Source organism: Isoptericola sp. NPDC056573 (assembly GCF_042793335.1).
Classification (GTDB): Bacteria; Actinomycetota; Actinomycetes; order Actinomycetales; family Cellulomonadaceae; genus Isoptericola.
The window spans coordinates 340,187-363,535 of record NZ_JBHTUY010000005.1; the positions used below are offsets into that span (position 1 = coordinate 340,187).

At 74.5% G+C, this 23,349-nt stretch carries 20 protein-coding genes; 7 read left to right on the forward strand and 13 right to left on the reverse strand.

Translation table 11 applies throughout. The annotated features are described in order from the left end of the window. Nucleotides 1-34 precede the first annotated feature (34 nt). Genes ACFQ8E_RS11485 through ACFQ8E_RS11500 form a run of 4 tightly spaced genes read right to left on the reverse strand, consistent with a single transcriptional unit; the run spans nt 35 to nt 5,109 of the window. Nucleotides 35-676: a nucleoside/nucleotide kinase family protein gene (locus tag ACFQ8E_RS11485; protein WP_430550671.1), complete on the reverse strand. Its 642-nt coding sequence runs from the start codon at nt 674-676 to the stop codon at nt 35-37. Beyond that, on the reverse strand, nt 673-1,668 hold the full coding sequence (locus tag ACFQ8E_RS11490) for a PfkB family carbohydrate kinase (protein WP_430550672.1): 996 nt from the start codon (nt 1,666-1,668) through the stop codon (nt 673-675). The genes ACFQ8E_RS11485 and ACFQ8E_RS11490 overlap by 4 nt, the downstream gene beginning before the upstream one ends. A gap of 35 nt (nt 1,669-1,703) precedes the next feature. Then, on the reverse strand, nt 1,704-2,765 hold the full coding sequence (mgrA, locus tag ACFQ8E_RS11495) for an L-glyceraldehyde 3-phosphate reductase (RefSeq protein ID WP_430550673.1): 1,062 nt from the start codon (nt 2,763-2,765) through the stop codon (nt 1,704-1,706). A 43-nt stretch (nt 2,766-2,808) separates the two neighbouring features. Next, the gene (locus ACFQ8E_RS11500) at nt 2,809-5,109 is read right to left on the reverse strand and encodes an LLM class flavin-dependent oxidoreductase (protein ID WP_430550674.1); all 2,301 of its coding nucleotides are present in this window, start codon (nt 5,107-5,109) and stop codon (nt 2,809-2,811) included. Nucleotides 5,110-5,221: 112 nt separating this feature from the next. On the opposite strand from ACFQ8E_RS11500, the gene ACFQ8E_RS11505 reads away from it, so the two are divergent. Further along, complete coding sequence (locus tag ACFQ8E_RS11505) at nt 5,222-5,740, forward strand: MarR family winged helix-turn-helix transcriptional regulator (RefSeq protein ID WP_430550675.1); 519 nt, start codon at nt 5,222-5,224, stop codon at nt 5,738-5,740. Nucleotides 5,741-5,827: 87 nt separating this feature from the next. On the opposite strand, the gene ACFQ8E_RS11510 is transcribed toward ACFQ8E_RS11505, so the two are convergent. Genes ACFQ8E_RS11510 through ACFQ8E_RS11520 form a run of 3 tightly spaced genes read right to left on the reverse strand, consistent with a single transcriptional unit; the run spans nt 5,828 to nt 9,043 of the window. Beyond that, the gene (locus ACFQ8E_RS11510; protein WP_430550676.1) at nt 5,828-7,150 is read right to left on the reverse strand and encodes an ABC transporter substrate-binding protein; all 1,323 of its coding nucleotides are present in this window, start codon (nt 7,148-7,150) and stop codon (nt 5,828-5,830) included. Between the two features lie 29 nt (nt 7,151-7,179). Next, nucleotides 7,180-8,127, reverse strand: a complete 948-nt coding sequence (locus tag ACFQ8E_RS11515; protein WP_430550677.1) for a carbohydrate ABC transporter permease — start codon at nt 8,125-8,127, stop codon at nt 7,180-7,182. Further along, a complete protein-coding gene (locus ACFQ8E_RS11520) occupies nt 8,120-9,043 on the reverse strand; it encodes a carbohydrate ABC transporter permease (RefSeq protein ID WP_430550678.1) in 924 nt (307 codons plus the stop codon). The genes ACFQ8E_RS11515 and ACFQ8E_RS11520 overlap by 8 nt, the downstream gene beginning before the upstream one ends. Before the next feature lie 190 nt (nt 9,044-9,233). Here ACFQ8E_RS11520 and ACFQ8E_RS11525 point away from each other — a divergent pair, with 190 nt between their 5' ends. The 3 genes from ACFQ8E_RS11525 (at nt 9,234) to ACFQ8E_RS11535 (ending at nt 13,936) form a co-directional block, all read left to right on the forward strand. After that, nucleotides 9,234-11,195 carry a DUF6807 family protein gene (locus ACFQ8E_RS11525; RefSeq protein WP_430550679.1) on the forward strand — a complete coding sequence of 654 codons (1,962 nt, stop codon included), beginning with the start codon at nt 9,234-9,236 and terminating at the stop codon, nt 11,193-11,195. A 40-nt stretch (nt 11,196-11,235) separates the two neighbouring features. Beyond that, complete coding sequence (locus tag ACFQ8E_RS11530) at nt 11,236-12,393, forward strand: Gfo/Idh/MocA family protein (protein ID WP_430550680.1); 1,158 nt, start codon at nt 11,236-11,238, stop codon at nt 12,391-12,393. 67 nt (nt 12,394-12,460) lie between these two features. Then, the gene (locus tag ACFQ8E_RS11535; RefSeq protein ID WP_430550681.1) at nt 12,461-13,936 is read left to right on the forward strand and encodes a polysaccharide lyase family 1 protein; all 1,476 of its coding nucleotides are present in this window, start codon (nt 12,461-12,463) and stop codon (nt 13,934-13,936) included. 95 nt (nt 13,937-14,031) lie between these two features. Here the strand turns inward: ACFQ8E_RS11535 and ACFQ8E_RS11540 are convergent, their stop codons facing one another. The 4 genes from ACFQ8E_RS11540 to ACFQ8E_RS11555 all read right to left on the reverse strand — a co-directional run bounded on the left by ACFQ8E_RS11540 (nt 14,032) and on the right by ACFQ8E_RS11555 (nt 18,204). Then, nucleotides 14,032-15,411, reverse strand: a complete 1,380-nt coding sequence (locus ACFQ8E_RS11540; RefSeq protein ID WP_430550682.1) for a Gfo/Idh/MocA family protein — start codon at nt 15,409-15,411, stop codon at nt 14,032-14,034. Between the two features lie 132 nt (nt 15,412-15,543). Continuing rightward, nucleotides 15,544-16,590 (reverse strand): beta-ketoacyl-ACP synthase III, encoded by a 1,047-nt coding sequence (locus tag ACFQ8E_RS11545; protein WP_430550683.1) that lies wholly within the window; start codon nt 16,588-16,590, stop codon nt 15,544-15,546. Between the two features lie 101 nt (nt 16,591-16,691). Continuing rightward, a complete protein-coding gene (locus tag ACFQ8E_RS11550) occupies nt 16,692-17,369 on the reverse strand; it encodes a SprT-like domain-containing protein (RefSeq protein ID WP_430550684.1) in 678 nt (225 codons plus the stop codon). Nucleotides 17,370-17,499: 130 nt separating this feature from the next. Next, nucleotides 17,500-18,204 carry a FadR/GntR family transcriptional regulator gene (locus ACFQ8E_RS11555; RefSeq protein ID WP_430550685.1) on the reverse strand — a complete coding sequence of 235 codons (705 nt, stop codon included), beginning with the start codon at nt 18,202-18,204 and terminating at the stop codon, nt 17,500-17,502. A gap of 197 nt (nt 18,205-18,401) precedes the next feature. On the opposite strand from ACFQ8E_RS11555, the gene ACFQ8E_RS11560 reads away from it, so the two are divergent. The 3 genes from ACFQ8E_RS11560 to ACFQ8E_RS11570 are packed head-to-tail and all read left to right on the forward strand — an operon-like array spanning nt 18,402 to nt 21,567. Continuing rightward, nucleotides 18,402-19,223: a (Fe-S)-binding protein gene (locus ACFQ8E_RS11560; RefSeq protein WP_430550686.1), complete on the forward strand. Its 822-nt coding sequence runs from the start codon at nt 18,402-18,404 to the stop codon at nt 19,221-19,223. Then, the gene (locus ACFQ8E_RS11565) at nt 19,220-20,794 is read left to right on the forward strand and encodes a LutB/LldF family L-lactate oxidation iron-sulfur protein (RefSeq protein ID WP_430550687.1); all 1,575 of its coding nucleotides are present in this window, start codon (nt 19,220-19,222) and stop codon (nt 20,792-20,794) included. Before ACFQ8E_RS11560 ends, ACFQ8E_RS11565 begins: the two co-directional genes overlap by 4 nt. Next, nucleotides 20,791-21,567 carry a lactate utilization protein C gene (locus ACFQ8E_RS11570; protein ID WP_430550688.1) on the forward strand — a complete coding sequence of 259 codons (777 nt, stop codon included), beginning with the start codon at nt 20,791-20,793 and terminating at the stop codon, nt 21,565-21,567. Before ACFQ8E_RS11565 ends, ACFQ8E_RS11570 begins: the two co-directional genes overlap by 4 nt. On the opposite strand, the gene ACFQ8E_RS11575 is transcribed toward ACFQ8E_RS11570, so the two are convergent. Both ACFQ8E_RS11575 and ACFQ8E_RS11580 read right to left on the reverse strand, forming a co-directional pair. Next, on the reverse strand, nt 21,532-22,602 hold the full coding sequence (locus ACFQ8E_RS11575; RefSeq protein ID WP_430550689.1) for a CU044_5270 family protein: 1,071 nt from the start codon (nt 22,600-22,602) through the stop codon (nt 21,532-21,534). The genes ACFQ8E_RS11570 and ACFQ8E_RS11575 overlap by 36 nt on opposite strands. Further along, the gene (locus tag ACFQ8E_RS11580) at nt 22,602-23,240 is read right to left on the reverse strand and encodes an RNA polymerase sigma factor (RefSeq protein ID WP_430550690.1); all 639 of its coding nucleotides are present in this window, start codon (nt 23,238-23,240) and stop codon (nt 22,602-22,604) included. The genes ACFQ8E_RS11575 and ACFQ8E_RS11580 overlap by 1 nt, the downstream gene beginning before the upstream one ends. Between the last annotated feature and the right edge of the window lie 109 nt (nt 23,241-23,349).

The window sequence follows — 23,349 nt, forward strand, 5'->3', positions numbered from 1 at the left end:
GTTCTCCGGGCCGCGCGGGACCGGGCTGACGTCGTCACCCGGCCCACCGCACGACGACGTCGGCGCCGTCGCGCGTGGCCTCGATCAGCTCGGCGTTGCGCTGGTCGGAGCCGTTCGCCCAGCGGCGGGCGTCGTCGCGGCTCTTGCCGAAGGCGTGGTGCCGGTCCTCGAGGCGCGCGAGGCGGACGACGTCGGGCACGTCGAGGTACCAGACCTCGGTCATGCGGGCCCGGGCGGCGGGCCACGCGCCGGTGGGCGCGAGCAGGTAGTTGCCCTCCGTCACGACCAGCGGCACGTCGGCCGGCACGGCGACCCCCGCCGCCACGGGCTCCTCGATCTCGCGGCGGAAGACCGGGGCGTAGACGGGCGGGTCGCCCGGCCTGGCGGCCGCGAGGCGGGCCACGAGCGCCGCGTACCCGGCGTCGTCGAACGTGTCGACCGCGCCCTTGCGGTCGCCGCGGCCGAGGTCGGCCAGGACGGCGTTCGACAGGTGGTAGCCGTCCATCCCGACCTCGACGGCCAGCGCCGAGCCGAGCGCCTCGACGATCGCCCGCGCGAGCGTCGACTTCCCCGCCCCCGGCGGGCCGACGATCCCGAGGACGCGCCGCTCGCCGGGCACCGCCAGCCGCCGGGCGCGCGCGACGAGCTCCGCCGTCGTCGCCCCGACCGTCGTCACCCCTCGTCCCGCGAGCTGTCAGGGCCAGGAGCAGCAGAACCTGCACGTGGCTCTGACAGCTCGGGGAGGTGCGCGAGCCAGGCACGCGGCCCGACCTTCCGCACCCGGACGCTCGCGACGCGCACGGCGGCGGCGCAGGCGTCCTGCAGCCCGGCCCCGCGGGCGAGCGCCACGGCCAGCGCGCCGTGGAACGCGTCGCCCGCGCCGAGGGTGTCCTGCACGTCGACCCGGGGCACGGGCACGGTGCCGTGCTCGCCGACCACGACGGCGCCGTCGTCGCGCCGGCGCGGCAGCGCCCAGGTCACCGGGTCCCCGCCGTGGGTGACCACCACGGACCGCGCCCCCAGCAGCAGCGCGCCGTGCGCGGCGTCGGCCGCGCCGTGCGCGGCGTCGGCCGCGCCGGGCGCGACGTCCGCCGGCACGGTGAAGTCCGCGCTGAGGGCGGCGACGTCCGCCGCCGGCAGCAGGTCGGCGAACACGGGCCGCCACCGGCCGCCGTCCACCACGATCAGCGGCCGGGGGCGCAGCTCGTCGACGTGCGCGAGCACGGCCCGGGCGATCGCGGGGTGGTGGCCGTCGAGGAGCACGACGTCCGGTCGGGGCAGCCCCGCGAGGGCGTCGGGCCGCGGCGCGCGCACCGCGACCAGCGCCGCGTCGGGCGAGACCACGGAGCGCTCCCCCGTCGCGTCGTCGACGAGCACCGCCGAGACCGCGACCGGGAACTCCTCGTCCGGGCCCGCGACGTCGTGCACCTGCACCTCGCGGTCGTCGAGGTCCGCGCGCACCGCCTGGGCGATCGGCCCGGCGCCGAGCGCGCTGACCAGGATCGCGTGCGCCTCGAGCGCGGCCGCCGTCACGGCGGCGTTGGCCGCCGGGCCGCCGGCCGCGACGTCCTGGCGCGTCGCGGTGACCTTCTCGTTCGCGCCCGGGCGTCCCGACGCCCGGTGCACCACGTCGAGCGTCGTCAGCCCGACGAACCAGCAGACCACCATCGGCGCTCCTCCTCCCGGTCGGTGGCGACGACGGCTCAGCGGCCGGTGCCGTCCACGGCGTGCGGCTCGATGGCGGCGATCTCGTCGTCGGTGAGCGCCGGCGCGGACAGCGCGGCCACGTTGTCCTCGAGCTGCGCCACCGACGAGGCGCCGATGAGCGCCGACGTCACGCGCGCGTCGCGCAGCACCCACGAGAGAGCGAGCTGCGCGAGCGTCTGGCCGCGACCCTCGGCGATCGCGGCGAGGGCCCGCGCGCGGTCGAGGTACGTGTCCGTGAGGTTCGACGACGACAGGAACGGCGAGTCGCTGCGGGCGGCGCGCGAGCCCTCCGGCGCCGAACCGCCCAGGTACCGCCCGGTGAGCAGGCCCTGCGCCAGCGGGGAGAAGACGATCGTGCCGACGCCCAGGTCCTCGACGACGTCGAGCAGCGACTCGCTCTGGTGGCCGTCGTAGGCGTCGTCGCGGTCGGCGATCTCCACGTGCCGGTTGAACATCGAGTAGCTGGGCTGGTGGATGAGCAGCGGCACGCCGAGGTCGGCGAGCACCTGCGCCGCCTCGCGCGTGCGCGACGGCGAGTAGTTCGAGACGCCGACGTACGTCGCCTTGCCCTGCTGGACGGCGGACGCGAGGGCGCCCATGGTCTCGGTGAGCGGCGTCGAGGGGTCCGGGCGGTGGTGGTAGAAGACGTCCACGTGGTCCAGGCCCATGCGCGTCAGGGACTGGTCGAGCGACGAGAGCAGGTACTTGCGGGAGCCGTGGTCGCCGTACGGGCCGGGCCACATGTCGTAGCCGGCCTTCGTGGAGATGACGAGCTCGTCGCGGTAGGGAGCGAGGTCCTTGGCCAGGTGACGGCCGAAGTTCTCCTCGGCCGAGCCGTAGGGCGGGCCGTAGTTGTTCGCGAGGTCGAAGTGCGTGATGCCCAGGTCGAACGCGCGGCGCAGGATGGCGCGCTGGTTGTCGAAGGGGTTCACGTCGCCGAAGTTGTGCCACAGGCCCAGCGACAGCGCGGGCAGGTCGAGGCCGGAGCGGCCGGTGCGGCGGTAGGTCATCGACTCGTAGCGGGCGTCGTCGGCCAGGTACCGAGGTGCGAGAGGCATGGCCCCATCCTCGCGCACCCGGCCGACGCGTCGCGCGGTGCGATCACTCGGCGGGCGGCACCGGGAAGTTCGCACGGAACACGTTGTCCGGGTCCCAGTCGCGCTTCACCTCGCGCAGGCGGGTCAGCGTGGGCTCCGGGAAGGCGTCCGTGATCCGCTCGGGCCGGGTGTCCGTGTCGAACGAGAGGTACAGCCCGTCGGTGTACGGCGCCATCACGTCGTCCCACACGGCGTCGAGCCTGGCCTGCGACGACGACATCGCCGACAGCAGGAAGTTCTGGTGCCGGTGCGCGTACGCCGTCGCGCCCTCCTCGACGTCGTTCGCCGCGCCGCCGGTGGCGCGGACCTGCAGGAAGTACGCCTCCCCCGACAGCGCGAGCTTCTCGAACGCGCGGGCGGTCGCGGTGTCCAGGTGCGCCACCAGCCCGGAGCGCACGGCGGGGTCGCCGCCGCCCTGGTGGTGCTTCTCCCCCGCCTGCACGACGCCCGCGTAGGGCAGCAGGTACGCCTGGTGGCCCAGCAGCGGCCCGGCGCCGGCGAGCCGCTCGAGCTGCTCGACGGCGGCGTCCGTGTCGTCGCCCGCCCAGACGGTCATGAGCTGGACGACCGGGCCCTGGTCGTCGCTGCCGTCGGCGAGCCGCCCCCGACGGCCGGGCGAGAGGATGAGGAAGCTCGTCAGCTCGCGCGGCGCGGACTCGACGACGGCGCCCCACCGCTCGAGGGTGCCCGCGACGTCGGTCGCGTCGAGCGTCATCTGCGAGAACACGACGGCGCCCTGGTCCCCCAGCGCCATCGCCTCGATCTCCACCCACGTGACGACGCCCAGGTTGCCGCCCGCGCCGCGCAGCCCCCAGAACAGGTCGGGGTGCTCGTCGGCGGACGCGCGCACCACGCGCCCGTCGGCCGTGACGACCTCCGCCGCGACGACGTGGTCGATCGTCAGCCCGTACAGGCGCCCGAGGAAGCCGACGCCGCCCGCGGTGGCCAGCCCGCCGACGCCCACGCCACCCGAGTCGCCGGAGCTGATCGCCCAGCCTCGGGGCGCGAGCGCCTCGGCGACACGCCCCCACGTGGCCCCCACGCCGACCCGCACGCGCCGGGCGGCCTCGTCGACCACCTCGACCTGGTCGAGCGCGCCCAGGTCGACGACGATCCCGCCGTCGTTGGTCGACCGGCCGCTGATGCCGTGCCCGCCGGACCGCACACCGAGCGGCACGTCCTGCGACCGCGCGAACCGCACGGCCTCCGCGACCTGCGCGGTGTCGCGAGGACGGAGGACGAGGCCGGGCGCCCCGGAGCGCAGGTAGTTGTGCCGCACCGCGTCGTACGCGCGGTCGCCGGGCTCGACGGCGGAGGCCGCGAGCGCGGCGGGCACCGCCGCGTAGTCGATGCCGGGCCGGCGCAGCGCGATCGCTCGCGCGCCGCGCTGCGCGGCGGCGGGCGTCGTGCCCGACGACGCACGCTCGCGCGCCACCAGCTCGCGCACCGCCGGCGCGACCTCCTGGCCGTACACCTGGATGAGGGTGGGGTCGTCGGCGGCGAGGATCACGGTGCCGATGCCGTCCTCGAGCGCGAGCGTCGCCAGCTCGTCGACCCACTGCTCCACCGGGCCCTGGAGGAAGCCCTGCGGCTGCGCGGTGACGGCGCCCTGCACGTTGAGCAGGCGCCGGATCTCGGCCGGGTGGCGCCCCGCCTCCGCGGCGGCCTCGTCGATGATCGCGTGCCCGCGCTGCAGGTCGCCGTCCTTGAGGTACGCGAGCGAGGGCAGCCAGCCGTCGGCCTTGCGGGCGATCAGCCGCAGCATGCGGGGCTTGAGCGCGCCGAGCCAGATCGGGACGTCGTGGGCCGGCTCGGGACCGCGCTTGGCGCCGGCGACGCGGTGGTGGGTGCCGTCGACCCGCAACGAGCGGCGCTCCCGCCCGTCCCAGATCCCGCGGATGATGTCGAGCGCCTCGTCGAGGGCGTCGACGGACTCGCCGGGGGTGAGGCGCGTGCCGCCCATCGCGACGATCGGGTCCCAGAACCCGCCGGCGCCGAGGCCGAGCGCGGCGCGGCCCCCGGACAGCAGGTCGAGCGACGCGACGGCGCGCGCGAGCACGGCGGGCGGCCGCAGCGGCAGGTTGAGCACGTTGCCCGCGACGGTCACCCGCTCGGTCTGCGCGGCCACCCAGGACAACAGGGTCCACGTGTCGAGGAAGCCCGGCTGGTACGGGTGGTCCTGGAACGTCACCAGGTCGAGCCCGGCCGCCTCCGTGGCCTGCGCGAGCCGCACCGGCTGCTGCGGGTCGCGGTTCGTGGGGGTGAGGAACGTGCCGAAGACCAGGTCGTGGCCGTAGTCCGTCATGCGGGACCTTTCGCGGGAGGACCGCTCCCGTCGTCCGGGAGATCGTCTGTCGTACAGACGATATCAGCGGCAACTCTTCTGCCGCGCCGCACATTCCGCTTACCATGGCACGGTGAGCACCACCGCCGACACGACCCGCAGCACCGCGGAGACCGCCACCAGCGCGGACGCCCCGTCCCCGCTGGGCTGGTCCCTCGCCGCGCTGCTGCGCGAGTGGAGCGCCCGCGTCGCGGCCGCCTGCGCCGACGTCCCGCACGGGGGCCGCGGCTACGAGGTCCTCGCCGCCGTCACCCACGACGCCCCGCCCACCCAGGCGGCGCTCGCCGCCAGGCTCGGCATCGACCGCACCGTGATGACGTACCTCCTCGACGAGCTGGCCGGCTGCGGGCTGGTCGAGAGGCAGCCCGACCCGGCCGACCGCCGCGCGCGCCGGATCGTCGTGACCGACCACGGCCGTGCCGTCCTCGCCGACCTCGACGCCCGCGTGCGGACCGCCGAGGACGAGCTGCTCGCCGGGCTGGACGACACCGAGCGCACGGCCCTGCGCCACCTGCTCGTGCGCGCCGCCACCGGCGCCGCGCCGGGCGACGACCACTGCGCCGTCGTCGCGCGCGTCGTCGACCCCTCCTGACCCTCCGGTGGACGCGATCGAGCGTGCTGACCCGATCCCCGAGCGAACTGTCGAGGAATCAGGTCAGCACGCTCGGCGCGAGAGCCGTCAGCCGCCGATCGCCGCGCCCACGTCCTGGAGGAAGGCGTCGGCCGCCTCGTCGGGCGTCATGCGCTCGAACAGCACCTCGGTGTTGATCCGGATCATGATGTCCTGGATCTCGTTCGCGCCGCTCGGCGGCACGGCCGGGTTGTCGACGATCTCGGGCTCCAGGGCCGCCATGAAGTCCGCGACCTTCTGGTCCGCGGCCGTCAGCTCGGGCAGGATCCCCTCGCGCACGGTCAGGTTGGCCGGCAGGCCGCGGTCGGTGAGCTGCAGCTCGGCGACCTCCGGGTCGTTGAGCAGGAAGTCCACGAGCTTCGCCGACTCCTCGGGGTGCTCCGTCTTCGCGGAGACCGAGTAGTACATGGCCGGCTTGAAGTACATGCCGGTGCGCTCGAACTCCGACTCGCCGGGCAGGCGGAGCAGCTCCAGCTCGTGGCCGGACGCGTCGGAGAGCGCGCCGAGCTGGTTGGACCACCACACGCCCATCGCGCCGGCGTTGGTGCCGAGCAGCGAGCCCTCGGGCCCGGCGTTCTGGTACTCCACCGACCGCGACGCGTCGGGCTGGCCGCCGTTCGCCATGAGGTCCAGCGACGTCTGGAAGAACTCCGCGACCGTCTCCTTCGAGACGCCCAGCGTGCCGTCCGCGTTGTAGAGGGTCTCGCCCTTCTGCCGTGCCAGCACGTTGAGCCCGGCCTCGTTGAAGCCGTAGTCCTGCGCGCCCCAGACGCCGTCGCCCGCGCCCTTCGCGACCTGCCCGGCGATGTCGACGTACTCGTCCCAGGTCCAGGTCGTGTCGTCGGGCATCTCGACGCCGGCGTCCGCGAAGATCTGCGGGTCGGCGACCATCGCGTACGCGTTGACGCCCGTCGGGATCCCGACGAGCTTGCCGTCGACCTCCCCCGTGCTGAGGATGTCCTCGGGGATCTCGGACGTGTCGACGCCGCTCAGCTCGCCGATGACGCCGCGCGACGCGTAGTCGGACAGGTACCGCTCCTCCTGGGTGATGACGTCCGGGGTGTCGCCGCCCGCCGTGGCCGTGGCGAGCTTGTCCCAGTAGCCGTCCCAGTCGGTGTAGTCCGGCACGACGGTGATGCCGGGGTTCTTCTCCTCGAACAGGTCGATGATCTGCTGCGTGGTCTTGTGCCGGTCGTCCGACCCCCACCACGCGAAGCGGATCTCGACGTTCCCGTCGCCGCCGCCGTCCTCGTCGGACGGCAGGGCGCCGGAGTCGCCGGAGCAGGCGGTGAGGGCGAGCGCCCCCGCCGCGGTGAGCGCGACGAGCGCGACGCCGCGGCGCCGCGGGGCCCGGGTGGCTGTGACTCGCATGAGGTTCTCCTTCGAACGACGGGTGCGAACTACTTGATGCCGGTGGTGGCGATGCCCTTGACGAGGTACTTCTGGCCGAACAGGAAGACGAGGAACACGGGGATCAGGGAGACGATCGACATCGCGAACAAGGGCCCCCACGAGCTGTTGCTCGTGGCGTCCACGAAGGTCCGCAGCGCGATGGGCACGGTGTACATGTCCGGCTTCGTCAGGAAGATGAGCTGGCTGAAGAAGTCGTTCCACGTCCAGATGAACGTGAAGATCGCGGTGGTGGCGAGCGCCGGCAGCGACAGCGGCAGCATGATCCGCAGGTAGATGCGCACGTGCCCGCAGCCGTCGAGGCGGGCCGCCTCGTCGAGGTCCTTCGGGATGCCGCGGAAGAACTGCACCATGAGGAACACGAAGAACGCGTCCGTGGCCAGCAGCTTCGGCACGATCAGCGGCAGGAACGTGTTGATCCACGACAGCGACGAGAACAGGATGTACTGCGGCACGATGATCACGTGGATCGGCAGCATGATCGACATGAGCATGATCGCGAACCACAGGTTGCGGCCCCGGAACTTCAGCCGGGCGAACGCGTAGGCCGCCATCGAGCACGAGACCAGGTTGCCCAGCACCGAGCCGAGCACGACGATCGCCGAGTTCAGCAGGTAGTGGCTGAACGGGTCCAGCAGGGCGTTCCAGCCATCCGTGTAGTTGCCGAGGTCCCACTCGGTGGGGATCAGCCCGGGCTCGCGGAAGATGAGCTCGGTCGGCTTGAACGAGCTCGCCAGCATCCACAGCAGCGGGTAGAGCATGACCAGCCCGAAGGCGATCAGCGCGACGTGCCGCAGCACGCGGCGGACGGCGGCCCAGGCGCGGCCGCGGGGCGGACGCCGCTCGGGGTAGGTCGCCGCCACCTCGGAGAGCGTGGGACGGGGACCCGTGGGGTGCGACCCGGGGCGCGGCTCGGTCCGCGCGAGAGCGTCAGTCATCGTAGAAGACCCAGAACTTGGAGGCGAGGAAGTTCACGGCGGTCATCCCCGCCACGACGAGCAGCAGGAACCACGCCATCGCGGACGCGTACCCCATCTGGTAGGAGCTGAAGCCCTTCTCGTAGAGGTACAGCGTGTAGAAGAGCGTGGAGTCGACCGGCCCGCCCGTGCCCCCGCTGACGATGAACGCCTGCGTGAACGACTGGAACGCCCCGATGAGCTGCAGCACCAGGTTGAAGAAGATGATCGGCGTGAGCAGCGGCACCGTGATGCTGCGGAACCGGCGCCAGCGGCCGGCGCCGTCGATCGACGCGGCCTCGTAGTACATCGCCGGGATCTGCCGCAGCCCCGCCAGGAAGATGATCATCGGCGCGCCGAACGTCCAGACGTTGAGGATCATGAGGGTGCCGAGCGCGTAGTCGGGGTGCGACACCCAGCCGACCCCCTCGATCCCGAAGAACCCGAGGACCTGGTTCACGAGGCCGTCGGCCCCGAACACCTGGCGCCACAGGATGGCGATGGCGACGCTGCCGCCGAGCAGCGACGGCAGGTAGTACACGGACCGGTAGAACGCGAGGCCGCGCAGCCCCTTGTCGAGCACCATGGCGAGGGCGAGCGCGGCGGCGAGCTGCAGCGGCACCGAGACGAGCACGTAGGTGAACGTGACCTTGAGCGCCTGGAAGAACCGCGGGTCGGAGAACATCGCCGTGTAGTTCTCGAGCCCGATCCAGCCCGGGGCCTCGAGCAGGCTGTAGTCCGTGAAGGAGAGGTACAGGGACGCGACGAGCGGGAACGCCGTGACGAGGACCAGCCCGACGAACCACGGGGCGAGGAAGAGCGCCGCGGCCTTGCCGTCCCCCTTGCGCCGCTCCCGGGCGGCACCTCGGGCGCGCGCGACCTCCTGGATCACCGCCATCGCGGCACCCCGCCGGTCCCGCTGCCGATCGGCGTGCTGGTGGGCGTCATCGCCGGCCTCCTGATCTTCGTCGATCCGAGGTGTCCAGGAACCCGCTCCTCCTGGAAACCGGTTGCTTCTCGGGAACGTACCACGAGAGGAACCGGTTTCCAATGGTGTACCGTCGGCTCGTGAGCACGAGGAGGCATCGATGCCTGAGCTGAACGTCCGGCGCCCGTCCGTCACCATCGCGGACGTCGCCGCCGCCGCAGGCGTCTCGCGCGCCACGGTCTCCCGCGTGATGAACGGTCGCAGCACCGTCGACCCCGCCATCGCCGCGCGCGTGCAGGAGGCGGCGATCGACCTCAACTACCGCCCCAGCAACGTGGCGCGCAGCCTGTCCCTCGGGCGCACGGAGACCGTCGCCCTCGTCGTGCCCGACCTGGGCAACCCGGTGTTCCAGCAGATCCTGCGCGGCGTGACCTCCGCCGCCGCGGAGGACGGCTACCGCGTGCTCGTCGCCGACGCCGCCGAGGACCCCTCGGAGGAGGCGGCCATCGCCCGCGAGGCGCGCATGCGCTGCGACGCGCTCATCCTGGTCGCGCCGCGCATGCCCGGCACCGCGCTCGACGCGCTGCTCCCCCTCGTGACGCCGGCGGCGGTGATCAACCGCGCGGTCGAGCACCCCGCCACCCCCAGCCTGGTCATCGACTACGAGGACGCCACCGTCCAGGTCGTCGAGCACCTCGTCGGCCTCGGGCACCGCCGCCTCGCCTATCTCGCCGGCCCGCGGGCCGCCGCGACCGACGTCGCCCGGCGCGCCGGGCTCGCCACCGCCCGCGACCGCCACCCGGACCTCGAGATCGTCGAGCTCCCCGTGGGTGCCGACCTGGCGTCCGGCCACGCCGCCGCGGGCGAGGTGCTCGCGAGCCGCGCCACCGCCGTCGTCGCCTACAACGACCTGGTGGCGTTCGGCCTCCTGGCCGCGCTCAACGAGGCGGGCGTCGCCGTGCCCGGCGACATCTCGGTGGCCGGCTACGACGACATCGACCTCGCCCGGTACGCGACGCCCGGCCTGACCACCGTGTCCGTGCCCCAGGCCGAGCTGGGCCGCCAGGCGTGGCGCGAGCTGCACGCCGTCATCGACGACGACGCGCACGCGGCCACCACCACCCGGTTCACCGCCCGCCTCGAGGCCCGCTCCAGCACCGGCCCGGCGCCGCGCGGCATCGCCCGGGCCGTCGTCGCGGAGCCCGAGCCCGCCGCGGCGCCCGAGGCCGACGTCGTCGACCCGGGCCCGACGTGGTCCGTGGAGCCGCGCGAGATCGTGCTGCGGCACACGCGCGACCGGGTGCCCCTGGCGCGGTACGTCGACGGCGAGCGGCTGCCGGCCATCCATTCCCCGCGCCCGTACCTGCACCCGGTGCACTCCCTGGCGGGCGTGGCCCTCACCGAGTCCGAGCCGGTGGACCACCGGCACCACTACGGCGTGAGCGTGGCGGTGCCCGACGTCAACGGCACGAGCTTCTGGGGCGGCCGCACGTTCGTGGCCGACGTCGGCCCCACGCTGCTGCCCAACCACGGCCGCCAGGTGAGCACGCGCGCGGAGGTCGACCCGCTCGCGCCCCACGTGCTGCACGACGCGGTGCGCTGGGACGACGAGCACGGCAACCCCCTGCTGGACGAGCAGCGCCGGCTCGGCGCCCGCCTCCTCGACGACGGCACGTGGGTGCTCGACTGGCGCACCACGCTGCACGCGTCGTACCAGCCGCTGGAGATCCGCTCGCCGGCCACCAACGGGCGCCCGGGCGCCGGGTACGGCGGCGTCTTCTGGCGCGCGCCGATGTCGCAGAGCACGGTCGTGCTGTCGGCCGACGGCGAGGGCGAGGCGCTGGCCCACGGCAGCACGTCGCCCTGGGTCGCGTACGTCCAGCAGCACCACGACCCCTACGCCGAGGACCGCCCGACGACGCTGCTCCTCGCGCAGACCTCGCCGCCGCGTCCCTGGTTCCTGCGCGCCGCGGAGTACCCCGGCGCGGGGCCCGCGCTCGCCTGGGACACGCCGCTCGTCGTGCCCGCGGGCGGCACCGTCGAGACGGGCGTCGTGGCCGCGCTCGTGGACCGCGCGCTCGACCACGACGAGGCCGCGGCCCTCGCCGCCAGGCTGCGCTGACCCCCTCCCGGCACGCCGCCACGACACGGACAGGACGACGATGACCGACCCGACCTCCGACGGACTCGCCCCGCAGATCGCGGTCGTGGGCCTGCACGGCCACGGCGCCTCCCACGTGCGCCGGGTGCTCGAGCTGCAGCGCGCCGGACGGGCCCGGCTCGCGGCCGTCGTCGACCCGCGCGAGCCGGGCCCCGGCCACGACGCGCACGACGCCGGGGCCCCCTGGTTCCCGACGCTCGGCGACCTGCTGTCCACCCCGCAGGCGCGCGTCGACGTCGTCGTGCTGAGCACACCCATCCCCACGCACCTGCCGCTCGCGCGCGCCGCCATGGAGGCGGGCATCGACGTGCTGCTGGAGAAGCCGACGACGGCGTCGCTCGCCGAGCACGCCGAGCTCGTCGCGGTGGCCGAGCGGACGGGCCGCCGTTGCCAGGTGGGCTTCCAGACCTTCGGGTCGCACGCCCTGCCCGCGGCCGCGGACCTCCTGGCCCGGGGCTCGATCGGCGAGGTGCAGGGGCTCGGCGCCGTCGGCACCTGGGTGCGCACGGCGTCGTACTGGAGGCGCGCCGCCTGGGCCGGCCGACGTCGGCTCGACGGCCGCGACGTCGTCGACGGGGTGGTGACCAACCCGCTGGCGCACGCCGTCGCGACCACCCTGCGGCTGGGCGGGGCGACCACCGCGCAGGACGTCGCCTGGGTGGACACCGACCTGTACCGCGCCAACCCGATCGAGGCCGACGACACCTCCGCGGTGCGGGTCAAGGACGCCGCCGGCCGCCGGTACGGCTTCGGTCTCACGCTGTGCGCGGCCGAGCGCACCCCCGCGCGGGTGGTGGTGACCGGCACCCGCGGCGAGCTGGTGCTCGAGTACGAGCACGACCGCCTGCTGCTGCGCACGGACTCCGTGCAGATGGACAAGTCGTACGGGCGCGCCTCCCTGCTGGACGACCTGCTGGCCGCGCGCGCCGACGACCGCCGCCCCCTGCTGTGCGACGTCCGCGACACGGGCGCGTTCATGCGGGTGCTGGAGGCCGTGCGCACCAGCGCCGACCCGACGCCGATCGCGCCCGAGCACGTCGAGTGGCACGGCGACGGCGACGAGCGGCGCCCCGTGGTGCGCGACGTCGAGCACTGGTGCGCCGAGGTCGCGCGCACGCAGCGCACGTTCGCCGAGCTCGGGGCGCCCTGGGCCGGCTGACGCGCCGCACCTCCCCGGCCGACACCGTCGTCGGACGGGTACCGCCGGAACGAAGGAGTTTCGCACCATGCCCCCACCGTCCCAGCCCTCCCCTGCCCTCCCGGGCCGACGCCGTCCCCGCGCGGCCGCCGCCCTCGCCGCCGCCGCGCTGCTCGTCACGGCCGGCGCCGGCGCCGCCTCGGCCCACGGCGGGCACCCCGGCCCCGGCCATCCCGCGCGCACCGACCTCGGCCGCCAGGTCGTGACCCCGGGCGCGGACGGGTGGGCGTCGGTCGCCACGACGACCGCGCCCGAGGGCGTCGCACGCGACTCCGCGCCGGTCACCGGGGGCGCCGCGGCCGCGGCGTCCGAGGTGTACGTCGTCGACACGTGGGCCGAGCTCCGCGACGCCCTGGGCGGCCGTGCCGGCGCCGACCTCGACGACGGACGCGGGCTCGAGGTGCCACGGATCGTCTACGTGCGCGGCACGATCGACGCGTTCGCGGGCGCCGACGGCGCGGCCCTGGACTGCCAGGACCTCGCCGGCCGGGTGCCCGTGGCAGGCACCGGGGACGCGTTCTCCATGGACGACTACGTCGCGGCCTACGACCCCGCCGTCTGGGGCGCCGAGGAGCCCGCGGGCCCGCTGGAGGACGCGCGCGTCGCGGCCGCCAAGGTCCAGGCCGCGCAGACGCAGGTGCACGTCGGCTCGAACGTCACGATCGTCGGCGTGGGCGCGGACGCGCGGATCGTCGGGGCGAACCTGCGGATCCGCGACTCGCACAACGTCATCGTGCGCAACCTGACCCTCTCGGACGGCCGCGACTGCTTCCCGCAGTGGGACCCCACCGACGGCGACCTCGGGAACTGGAACTCCGCCTACGACAACCTGTCCGTCTGGACGTCCACCGGCGTGTGGGTGGACCACAACACCTTCGACGACGGGGACCACCCGGCGTCGTCGCTGCCGCAGGTGTTCGGTCGGCCGTTCGAGATCCACGACGGCCTGCTCGACGTCACGCACGGCGGCGACCTGGTGACCGTGTCGTGGAACCGCTTCGAGTCCCACGACAAGACGATGATCATCGGCTCGTCCGACTCACGGCTGCAGGACCGCGGCCAGCACCGCGTGACGATCCACCACAACCACTTCCAGGACATCGGCCAGCGCGCGCCGCGCGTGCGCTTCGGCGACGTGCACGTCTACGACAACTCCTACGCGCAGTCGACGGCGTCGTCGTTCCAGTACTTCTGGGGCGCCGGCAAGGAGTCGAGCCTGGTCGTGGAGAACAACGCGCTGCGCCTCGCCCGGGGCGTCGACCCGGCGCGGGCGGTGGGCACCTACGGCGGCACGATGCTGCGCGAGACCGGCACGCTGGTGAACGGACGGCCCGTCGACGTCGTCGGCGCGTTCAACGCCGCGGCCGACGCGCCGCTCGCCGACGAGGCGCGGTGGACGCCGTCCGACCACTACCGCTACCGGCTGCTGCCCACCCGGGCCGTGCCCGCCGTCGTGGACGCCGGCGCGGGTGCGGGCGTGCTGCGCTCCACGTCGCCGAGGTAGTTCCACCCCTGCCGAGGTAGCTCACCTCGCGCCGAGGTAGTTCCTGGCCTGGGGCAGGAACTACCTCGGCAGAGGGGTACTCCTACGGCGCAGGGTCAGAGGTCGATGCCGAGACCCAGGTCGTCGAGGCGCACCGGGTCGCCGGTGGCCAGCGAACGGTTGCCGGCGTAGCCGATGCCGGACGCGCGCAGGCCGTCGCGGAAGCCGGCAGCGCGGCCTAGCGGGTCGGCCTCGGTGCGGCCGCGGAAGACGTCGGCGAGGAGCAGGGCGTCGCCGCCCCCGTGGCCGCCGTGCCCGACGGCGACGATCGGCCGCTCCTCCGCGCGCTCCCAGTGCTTCTGCACGACGAGCCGCTCGCCCTCGGGACGCACCGTGTCCTCGCCGAACGTCGCGGTGAAGCTCGGGTCGACGGTCGCCTTGCCGTCGGCGCCGAAGACGACGGACCCGCGCTCGACCACCTCGAGCTCGGCGCGGCCGCGCGAGCCGTTGACGACGACCCGGTACCCCTCCCACGGCGCGCTGGCCGTGAGCGAGTACGTGAGCACCGGCCCGCCGGCGTACTCGACGACGAGCCCGAGGGTGTCCTCGGTGGTGATGCCGGCGTCGAAGACGCTGCGGTCGCGGCGGTAGCCGTCCACGGCCTGCGCCTCGGGGCCGTACAGCTCGGAGAGGTACGGGTCCGCGTCGACGTCGATGCGCCACGGGTCCACGCCCTGCTCGTTCAGCGCCCGCTCCCCCGCCGTCGGCTCGTAGCCGACCTCGTGCGCGGCGTCGTCGCCGTAGAACCGGCGGCCGCCGCTGGCGAAGACCCGCTGCGGGACGGCCTCGATCCACCAGTTGACGAGGTCGAAGTGGTGGCTGGACTTGTGCACCAGCAGGCCGCCGTTGTTGACCTTCTCCCGGTGCCAGCGGCGGAAGTAGTCCGCGCCGTGCACGGTGTCGAGGGCCCAGTCGAAGTGGACGCTCAGCACCTGCCCGATCTCGCCGGACGCGATGACCTCGCGCAGCGCCGAGTTCCGCGGCGAGTACCGGTAGTTGAACGTCATCGTGAGGTCGCGGCCCGTCTCGGCGACGGCGTCCGCGATCTGCCGCGCCTCGTCCTCCGTGGCCGCGATCGGCTTCTCGACGACGACGTCGACGCCCGCGCGCAGCGCGCGGGAGACGAGGTCCGCGTGGGTGTTGTCGACCGACGTCACGATGAGGCGGTCGACCCGCTGCTCGTCGAGGGCCTTCTCCAGGTGGTCGGGGTGGTAGACGGGGCGCTCCCCGCCCACGGCAGCGGCCACCTTCGCCTCGTGCACGGCCGCACGCACGGGGTTGGGCTCCACCCACGCGACGATCTCGCCGTCGGCGGCGTGGTCCCCGAGCAGCGCGTTCACGTACATGCCGGCGCGGTGGCCGGCGCCCGCGACGGCGTAGCGGCGGCGCTCGGCGTCGGGGTGGCTGCCGGTCGGGGAGGCGGGGACGGAGGGCATCGTCGATCTCCTTGGGTGTCGCCGCGACGGCGACGTCGGGTAAGCGGTTTCCGACAGCCTACCCGAGCCGCGCGGTCAACCCCACCCCTGCCGAGGTAGCTCGAATCTCGAGCTACCTCGGCACGGCTGGAACTACCTCGACGGGGTGATGACGACCTGGCCGGCCCAGGTGAAGCCGCCGCCGAAGCCGAAGAGCAGCGCCGGCGTGCCCGCCGGGATCTTGCCGGAGTGCCACCACTTGGACAGCCCCATCGGGATCGACGCGGCCGAGGTGTTGCCGGACTCGGTGATGTCGGTGACGACGATGCGGTCCTCGAGGCCGAGGCCCTTGGCGAGCGGCTCGATGATCCGCAGGTTGGCCTGGTGGGCCACCAGCACGCCGATGTCGTCGAGCGAGAGCCCGGACGCCTCGACCACGCGCCGGGCGCGGTCCGCGGCGCGGGTGATGGCCCACTTGAAGACGGCGCGGCCGTCCTGCGCGAACTTCTCCTGCGGCGCCTCGATCACGACGGCCGGGGTCAGCTCGGGCTCGGAGCCCCACACGACGGGCCCGACGGCCGGGGTGTCGGCGGCCTGGAGCACGACCGCGCCCGCGCCGTCGGCGGTGAGGATGCAGCTGCTGCGGTCGGACCAGTCGGTCACGGCGGTGAGCTTCTCCGAGCCGACCACGACGGCGGTGCGCGCGGACCCGGCGCGGATCGCCTGGTCGGCGACGCCCACGGCGTACGCGAAGCCGGAGCACGCCGTGTTGAGGTCGATGACGGCGGGCCCGACGACGTTGCGCAGGTCGGGCACCTCCTCGCCCTCGGGGGTGCTCGCCCCGGGCTGGACACCGGTGCGCAGGGCGTAGGCGACGCGGCCCGCCGTGTTGGGCGACCGGTCGAACGCCGTGGTGGTCGCGACGACCACGAGGTCGACGTCGGCGGCCGCGACCCCGGCGTCGCCGAGCGCGTGCCGGGCGGCCTCCGTCGCCATGTCCGCGACGGTGACGTGGTCCGCAGCGACGTGGCGCGTGACGATGCCGGTCCGGGAGCGGATCCACTCGTCGTTGGTCTCGACGAGCTTCGCGATGTCGTCGTTGGTCATGACCTTCTCGGGCTGATGGTGCCCGATGCCGACGATCCTGGACCCGGCGGCACCCGCCGGCAGCGTCAGGGCGGGTGCGGTGGACTCACTCATGGGAGCGATCATCCCACCGCACCCGCCCTGCTCTCACCCGTGCTCGCGGGGCGGGCGGCTCCGTGGCCGGTCCTCGGCGTGTCCCGCCGGCCCGGCGCCTGTCACGGGCGCTCGACGAGGCCGAACGGCACCGTGAGCACCGACCTGCCGACCCGCAGGTGGAACCGTGTGCGCCCCCGCTTCACGAGCGTGCCGACGACCCCGTCGTACCTCCCCGGGGCGACCACCCGCAGTCGCTCCCCCGGCCGGACGGCGGCCGGGTCCACCCGCGGCCCGGCCGTGATCGGGTCCGCCGGCCCCGCACCGTCCGCCGCACCGAGCTCGGGGACCGGTCGTCCGCGGTACGTCCACGACAGGAGGAAGCGCCGGTCGAAGACCGGCGAGCACCGTGCGCACGCCTGCGGGCGCTGGGGACGGCGGAAGCGCGTCACCCGGTGCCCCGCCGGGCACTCCCCGACCCAGTCGCCCTCCACCTCCGGGCTCCCCTCGCGCACCACCCGGCGGCCCGTGGAACCGATGGCCCGCGCCGTCGCGCGCCAGACGGCGTCGTGCCCGTGCCGCGCGCCGGCCAGCGCGTGGGCGATCTCGTGCAGCACCACCTCGCGCACGTCCGCCTCGTCGTACAGCGCGGTCAGCGGCCCCGACAGGCTGATCTCGCGGCGGTCGTACCGGCACAGGCCCGCACGCCGTCGCGCCCGGTCGAACCGGAACGTCCACCCCGACAGCCCGTGCTCGGCCATCAGGCCGCGCGCGAGCCGGGCGGCGTCCTCCCGCTCCATGCCTCACCCCCGCCCGTCGGGCCCGTCGCGTCCGGCCGCCGAACCGCGGCCACCGGCAGGACGCTAGCCGCCCCCGCGGACACCTCCGCGCCGGCCGTCCACAGGCCCCGTGCGGCCCGCCGGGCGGGCGTCAGACGCCGGCCTCCCGGGAGAAGCCCTCGATGTGCGCCTTGACCGCGGCGGAGGCGGCCGCGGCGTCCCCGGCGGCGACGGCGTCGAGCACGGCACGGTGCTCGACGCGCAGCCGGGTGGCGGTGCGCGGCCACGACGGCAGCCGCTCGATCCCGACGGCGACGTACCCGCCGATGGCTCCCCGCAGCCCGGTCATCACGGCCTCGACGAGCACGTTGCCCGCCATCCGCACGAACTCCAGGTGGAACGCCTGGTCGAGCTCGAGGAACTCCGCCGCCGGGACGTCGTCGTCCTCCATCCGCCCCAGGAGCCGGCGCGCCTCCTCGAGGTGCGCGGCGGTGCCGGGGGCATGGTCGACCACCCGCTCGGCCGCCTGGGCCACGGCCCACGACTCGAGCAGCACCCGGGTCGCGACGACGTCCCGCACCGGCAGCGTGCCGGTGGCCACGTGCAGGCGCACCGCGGCGCCCAGGCCGGCGGCGGGACGATCGATGACGACGGCGCCCGCGGTCGGGCCGGAGCCGACGCCCGGGCGGACGATGCCGAGCGCGTCGAGCACCCGGATCGCCTCGCGGACGGAGGGCCGGGACACGCCGAGGTCCTCGGCGAGCGCCCGCTCGCCGGGCAGCCGCTCGCCGAGGCCCCAGCGGCCGGCGGCGATGCCCTCCTCGAGGTGGGCGAGGACTCGTTCGTGGGTGCGCACGGGCTCAGCGTAACGACCCTGCGGCACAGTGGTCAGACCACATCCGCTACAGTGGCCGCTCGGCGCCGCCGCCGTGGCGCCCCCGACCCGCCCGGGTCATGCTGGACCGAGCCGACCGGTGGCTGACCACAGCCGCACCGCAGCGGCCCGGTGCCGGCACCGCAGGAGCACGACCGCACGAAGCACAGAGGAGTCGTATGCGCATCGCCCTCGCCGCCACCTGTCTCGCCGACACCCTGTTCCCCGGGGCGCCGCGCGCGACGGTCCGGCTGCTGGAACGCCTCGGCCACGAGGTCGTCTTCCCCGCCGACCAGGCGTGCTGCGGGCAGATGCACGTCAACACGGGGTACTTCCACGAGGCGGTGCCCGTGATCCGCAACCACGTGGAGACGTTCGCGCCCGTGGCGGACGGCGAGTGGGACGCCGTCGTCATGCCGTCGGGGTCGTGCACGGGGTCGGTGCGCCACCAGCAGGCGATGGTCTGCCGCCGCGCGGGCCTCGAGGACCTCGCCGCCACGGCGGAGGCCGTGTCCGCCAGGACGTACGAGCTGTCCGAGCTGCTCGTCGACGTGCTCGGCCTCACCGACGTCGGCGCCTGGTTCCCGCACCGCGTCACCTACCACCCCACCTGCCACTCCCTGCGCATGCTGCACGTCGGTGACAAGCCGCTGCGGCTGCTGCGTGCCGTCGACGCCATCGACCTGGTCGAGCTGCCCGCCGCGGACTCGTGCTGCGGCTTCGGCGGCACGTTCGCGCTGAAGAACGCGGACACGTCGGCGGCGATGCTCGAGGACAAGACGGCGAACGTGCGCGGCACCGGCGCCGAGGTGCTGACCGCGGGCGACATGTCGTGCCTGATGCACATCGGCGGCGGGCTCTCCCGCCAGGGCACCGGGATCCACGCCCTGCACCTGGCGGAGGTGCTCGCCTCCACCCGGGAGGAGCCCACGCCCCTGCCCGAGACGACGTTCACCCGCCCCGAGCGCGAGCGCCCGGCACGGACGGAGGCCGCCCGATGAGCCAGACCTTCCTCGGCCTGCCCACCCGCCGCCGCGCCGCGGACCCCGCGGACGAGCCGTTCGGCCCCGTCCCCCACCCGCAGGAGCCCCTGCGCTGGGGCGACGACTTCCCCGCCGCCGCGAAGCAGACCCTCAAGAACGACCAGCTGCGCCGCAACCTCGGCCACGCCACGCAGGTCATCCGCACCAAGCGGGCCGCCGTCGTCGGCGAGGTGCCCGACTGGGAGGCGCTGCGCGACGCCGGATCCGCCGTCAAGCAGCAGGTGATGGCGCACCTGCCGGACCTGCTGCAACGGCTCGAGGAGAACGTCACGGCGCGCGGCGGCGTCGTGCACTGGGCGCGCGACGCGGCGGAGGCCAACCGGATCGTCGCCGACATCGCGAAGGCCAAGGACGCCGACGAGGTGGTCAAGGTCAAGTCGATGGCCACCCAGGAGATCGGGCTCAACGAGGCGCTGGCCGACGAGGGCATCGCCGCGATCGAGACCGACCTCGCCGAGCTCATCGTGCAGCTCGCCGACGACATGCCGTCGCACATCCTGGTCCCCGCGATCCACCGCAACCGGTCGGAGATCCGCGACATCTTCCTCGCCCGCATGGGCGACGCCCCGCCCGACCTGTCCGACGTGCCGCGCGAGCTGGCCATGGCCGCCCGCGCGCACCTGCGCCGCAAGTTCCTGTCGGCCAAGGTCGCGGTGAGCGGCGCCAACTTCGCCGTCGCGGACACGGGCACGCTCGCCGTCGTCGAGTCCGAGGGCAACGGGCGCATGTGCCTCACGCTGCCCGAGACGCTCGTGACGGTGATGGGCATCGAGAAGCTCGTGCCCACGTTCGACGACCTCGAGGTGTTCCTGCAGCTGCTCCCCCGCTCGTCCACCGGCGAGCGGATGAACCCGTACACGTCCCTGTGGACGGGCGTGACGCCGGGCGACGGGCCGCAGGAGTTCCACCTGGTGCTGCTCGACAACGGCCGCACCGACGTGCTCGCCGACGAGGTCGGGCGGTCGGCGCTGCACTGCATCCGCTGCTCCGCGTGCCTCAACGTGTGCCCGGTGTACGAGCGGGTGGGCGGCCACGCCTACGGCTCCGTGTACCCCGGGCCGATCGGCGCCATCCTCACCCCGCAGCTCACGGCGGCGACGGGCGGCGTGTCCGGGCACCACGACCCCAACGCGTCCCTGCCGTACGCCTCCACGCTGTGCGGCGCCTGCTACGAGGTCTGCCCCGTGAAGATCGACATCCCGTCGATCCTCGTGGACCTGCGCGCCCGCGAGGTGGACGCCGACCGGTCGTCGCGCGCCGTCGACCCGTGGAAGACGGCCATGAAGGCCGCCTCGTGGGTCATGGCGGACGGCGACCGGTTCGCCCTCGCCGGTCGCGCCGCCACGCTGGGCAGCGGGCTCGGCGGGCGGGACCACGCCGTCTCGGTCGCGCCGCCGCCCGCGTCGACCTGGACGAGGTCGCGCGACCTGCCCGCCCCGCCCCGGCAGACGTTCCGGCAGTGGTGGAAGAACCGTGAGGACGACCGACCCGCCGGGACCACGTCCGTCACGACCGAGGAGGACGCATGAGCACGGCACGCACCGAGGTCCTGGCACGGGTGCGCGCGGCGCTGGGGCAGACCGGCTCCGGCACGACGCCGTCGGGCAAGGTCGGCACCGCGCCGCACCCGGAGCCTGTGCCGCGCGACTACCGCGCGGCCGGCGAGCACGCCGTCGGTTCGCCCGAGGTGCTGGAGCAGCTCGTCGACCGGCTGGTGGACTACAAGGCGCACGTGCACGAGGTCGCCGCCGACGCCCTCCCCGCCACCGTCGCCTCCCTCGTCGCCGAGCTGTCGGGACCACACGCAGGTTCTGACGGTCCTGGTCCTGACAGCTCGCGCGGGGTGCGGGTGGTGGTCCCCGCCGGGCTGGACGACGCATGGCTCGCGGGGCTGGCGGAGGACGTCGACGTCGTGCGCGACTCGCGCGAGCACCCGCTCGCCGCGACGGAGCTCGACGCCGTGGCCGCCGTCGTCACCGCCGCGCGGGTCGCGATCTCCGAGACGGGCACGATCGTGCTCGACGGCGAGCCCGACCAGGGCCGGCGCGCGATCTCGCTGGTGCCCGACGTGCACCTGTGCGTCGTGCGCGCCGACCAGGCCGTGCAGACGGTGCCGGAGGCGGTCCGGCTGCTCGGCGAGCACCCGGACCGCCCCCTGACCTGGATCTCCGGCCCCAGCGCGACGTCGGACATCGAGCTGGACCGCGTGGAGGGCGTGCACGGCCCGCGCACCCTCCACGTGCTCCTGGTCGCGTCCGGGATGTCGTCAGGGCGTGTCGCCCACGACATCGACAACCCCTGACCCGAGGAGCGCCCACCCGGAAGGCTCGGCGGCGCCGGGGTGGTCGGAGCGCGTCCCGAGGACCTCGTTCGTCCGCGGGTCGATGATGAGGTCCGTCCGCGCGCCCCTGGCGCTGGTCAGACCCACCCCCACGCCCGTGCGGCCGGCGACGTCCGTGAGCTCGCCCGCACCGGTGACCCCGGGGATCTGCGCGACGGCGCCGAGCAGACCCGCCTCGATCTCGGGCGGCATCCCGCCGTTCTCGAGCAGCCGGACGATCTCGTCGAACACCGCCTGGTCAGGACGGTCCGCAGGGAGGCCCTCCGTCTCCTCGTACGGCTCGACGGTGTCCCGCAGGAACGCGAGCATGGTCCCCGCGTCGCCGTCGGTCGGCATGCCCGGAGGGAACGCGGGGATGTCGCCGCAGGCCTTCCAGGTCCCGTCGCAGGGCTCCAGCGCCGACTCCCACGGACCTCCCTCGGGGTCCCACGGGTCCTGATCCGGCTCCGTCACGCCGCGGACGAGGCCCGGGTGCCGGGCGTCGACGGACTTCCACGACTCCAAGGTCTGGGTCACCATGGCGGTGACGTACTCGCCGTCGGGCCCCGCTCCCTCGCTGCTGGCCCGCTGGACGCCCCGGGAGTAGACGAACTGGTCCGGGCCCGGGTCCCAGGGCGTCTCCTGGGCGGCCTTCGCGGCCGCTGCCTCGAGGATCTCCACCGCCTCGGCGCTCGCCGCCGGCTCGTCGCCGAGCGTCGGCACGATCGCGAGCGCCCCCGCCGTGACGGCGGCGATCCCCGCCGCGATCGCCACCTTGCTGCCGAACCGGTGCCGGTCCGACCGGTCGCGGCCCGGCCGGCGTCCCCGACCCGTCCCACGCCCCTCGGACGGGTGGGCGTCACCGCCGGAGCCGACCAGCTGGAGCGTCGGCACCGGGTGGGCCGGGGTCGCGGCCTCCAGCTCCTCCAGGACCCGGCGGCGCAGCGCGACCGGGGGCCCCTCCGTCGGCGGGTCGAGCAAGGTGCCCGCCTGCCGGAGCATCGTCATCTCGTCCATCAGCTCTCCTCCGTCCGTCCCCGCTCCGTCCGTCCCTGCTCCGTCCATCCCTGCGACCGCAGCCGCGCGCGCAGGATCCGGCGTGCCCGGTGCAGGCGCGACCGCACCGTGCCGATCTTGATCTCGAGCGTGCCCGCGATCTGCTCATAGGTGAGCTCGCCCCAGGCGGCGAGCAGGAGTACGTCGCGGTCGCCGGGGGCCAAGGACGCCAGCGCCTCGGTCAGCGCCGGGCCGGCGGCCCGCGCGCTGACGGCGTCGGCGACGGCGTCCGCCATGCCGTCGTCGGCCGGCGCCGCCCCCGACCTCGCGAACGCCCGGTACCGTGCGGCCTCCGCCCGGTGCCAGCGGGCGATCTCCTTCGTGGCGATCCCGAAGAGCCACGGCCGGGCGTCGGTCCGGGCCGTGTCGTAGGAGTCGCGACGCCGGAACGCCGCGACGAACGTGTCCGCCACGACGTCCTCGGCGTGCTCGGGCCCCACCCGCCGGTAGGCGTAGCGGTAGAGCTGGTTCGCGTACCGCCCGTAGAGCGCCGCGAAGTGCTCGGGCTCGTCGATCGACGCCGAGATGATCGCGGCGTCGCCGGCGACCGGCTCGCTGCTGGCGACCGCCGTCATGTCGCGCCAGGTCTCGTGTCGCACCGCTGGGCCATCCCTGCCTCCTCGCCGCCGTGCACCGTCACTGTCCCCTGGTATCTCCCCTCGTCCCCGGAAAAGTTCACGCCCGGGCGCGGCGGGCCCCACAATGGGT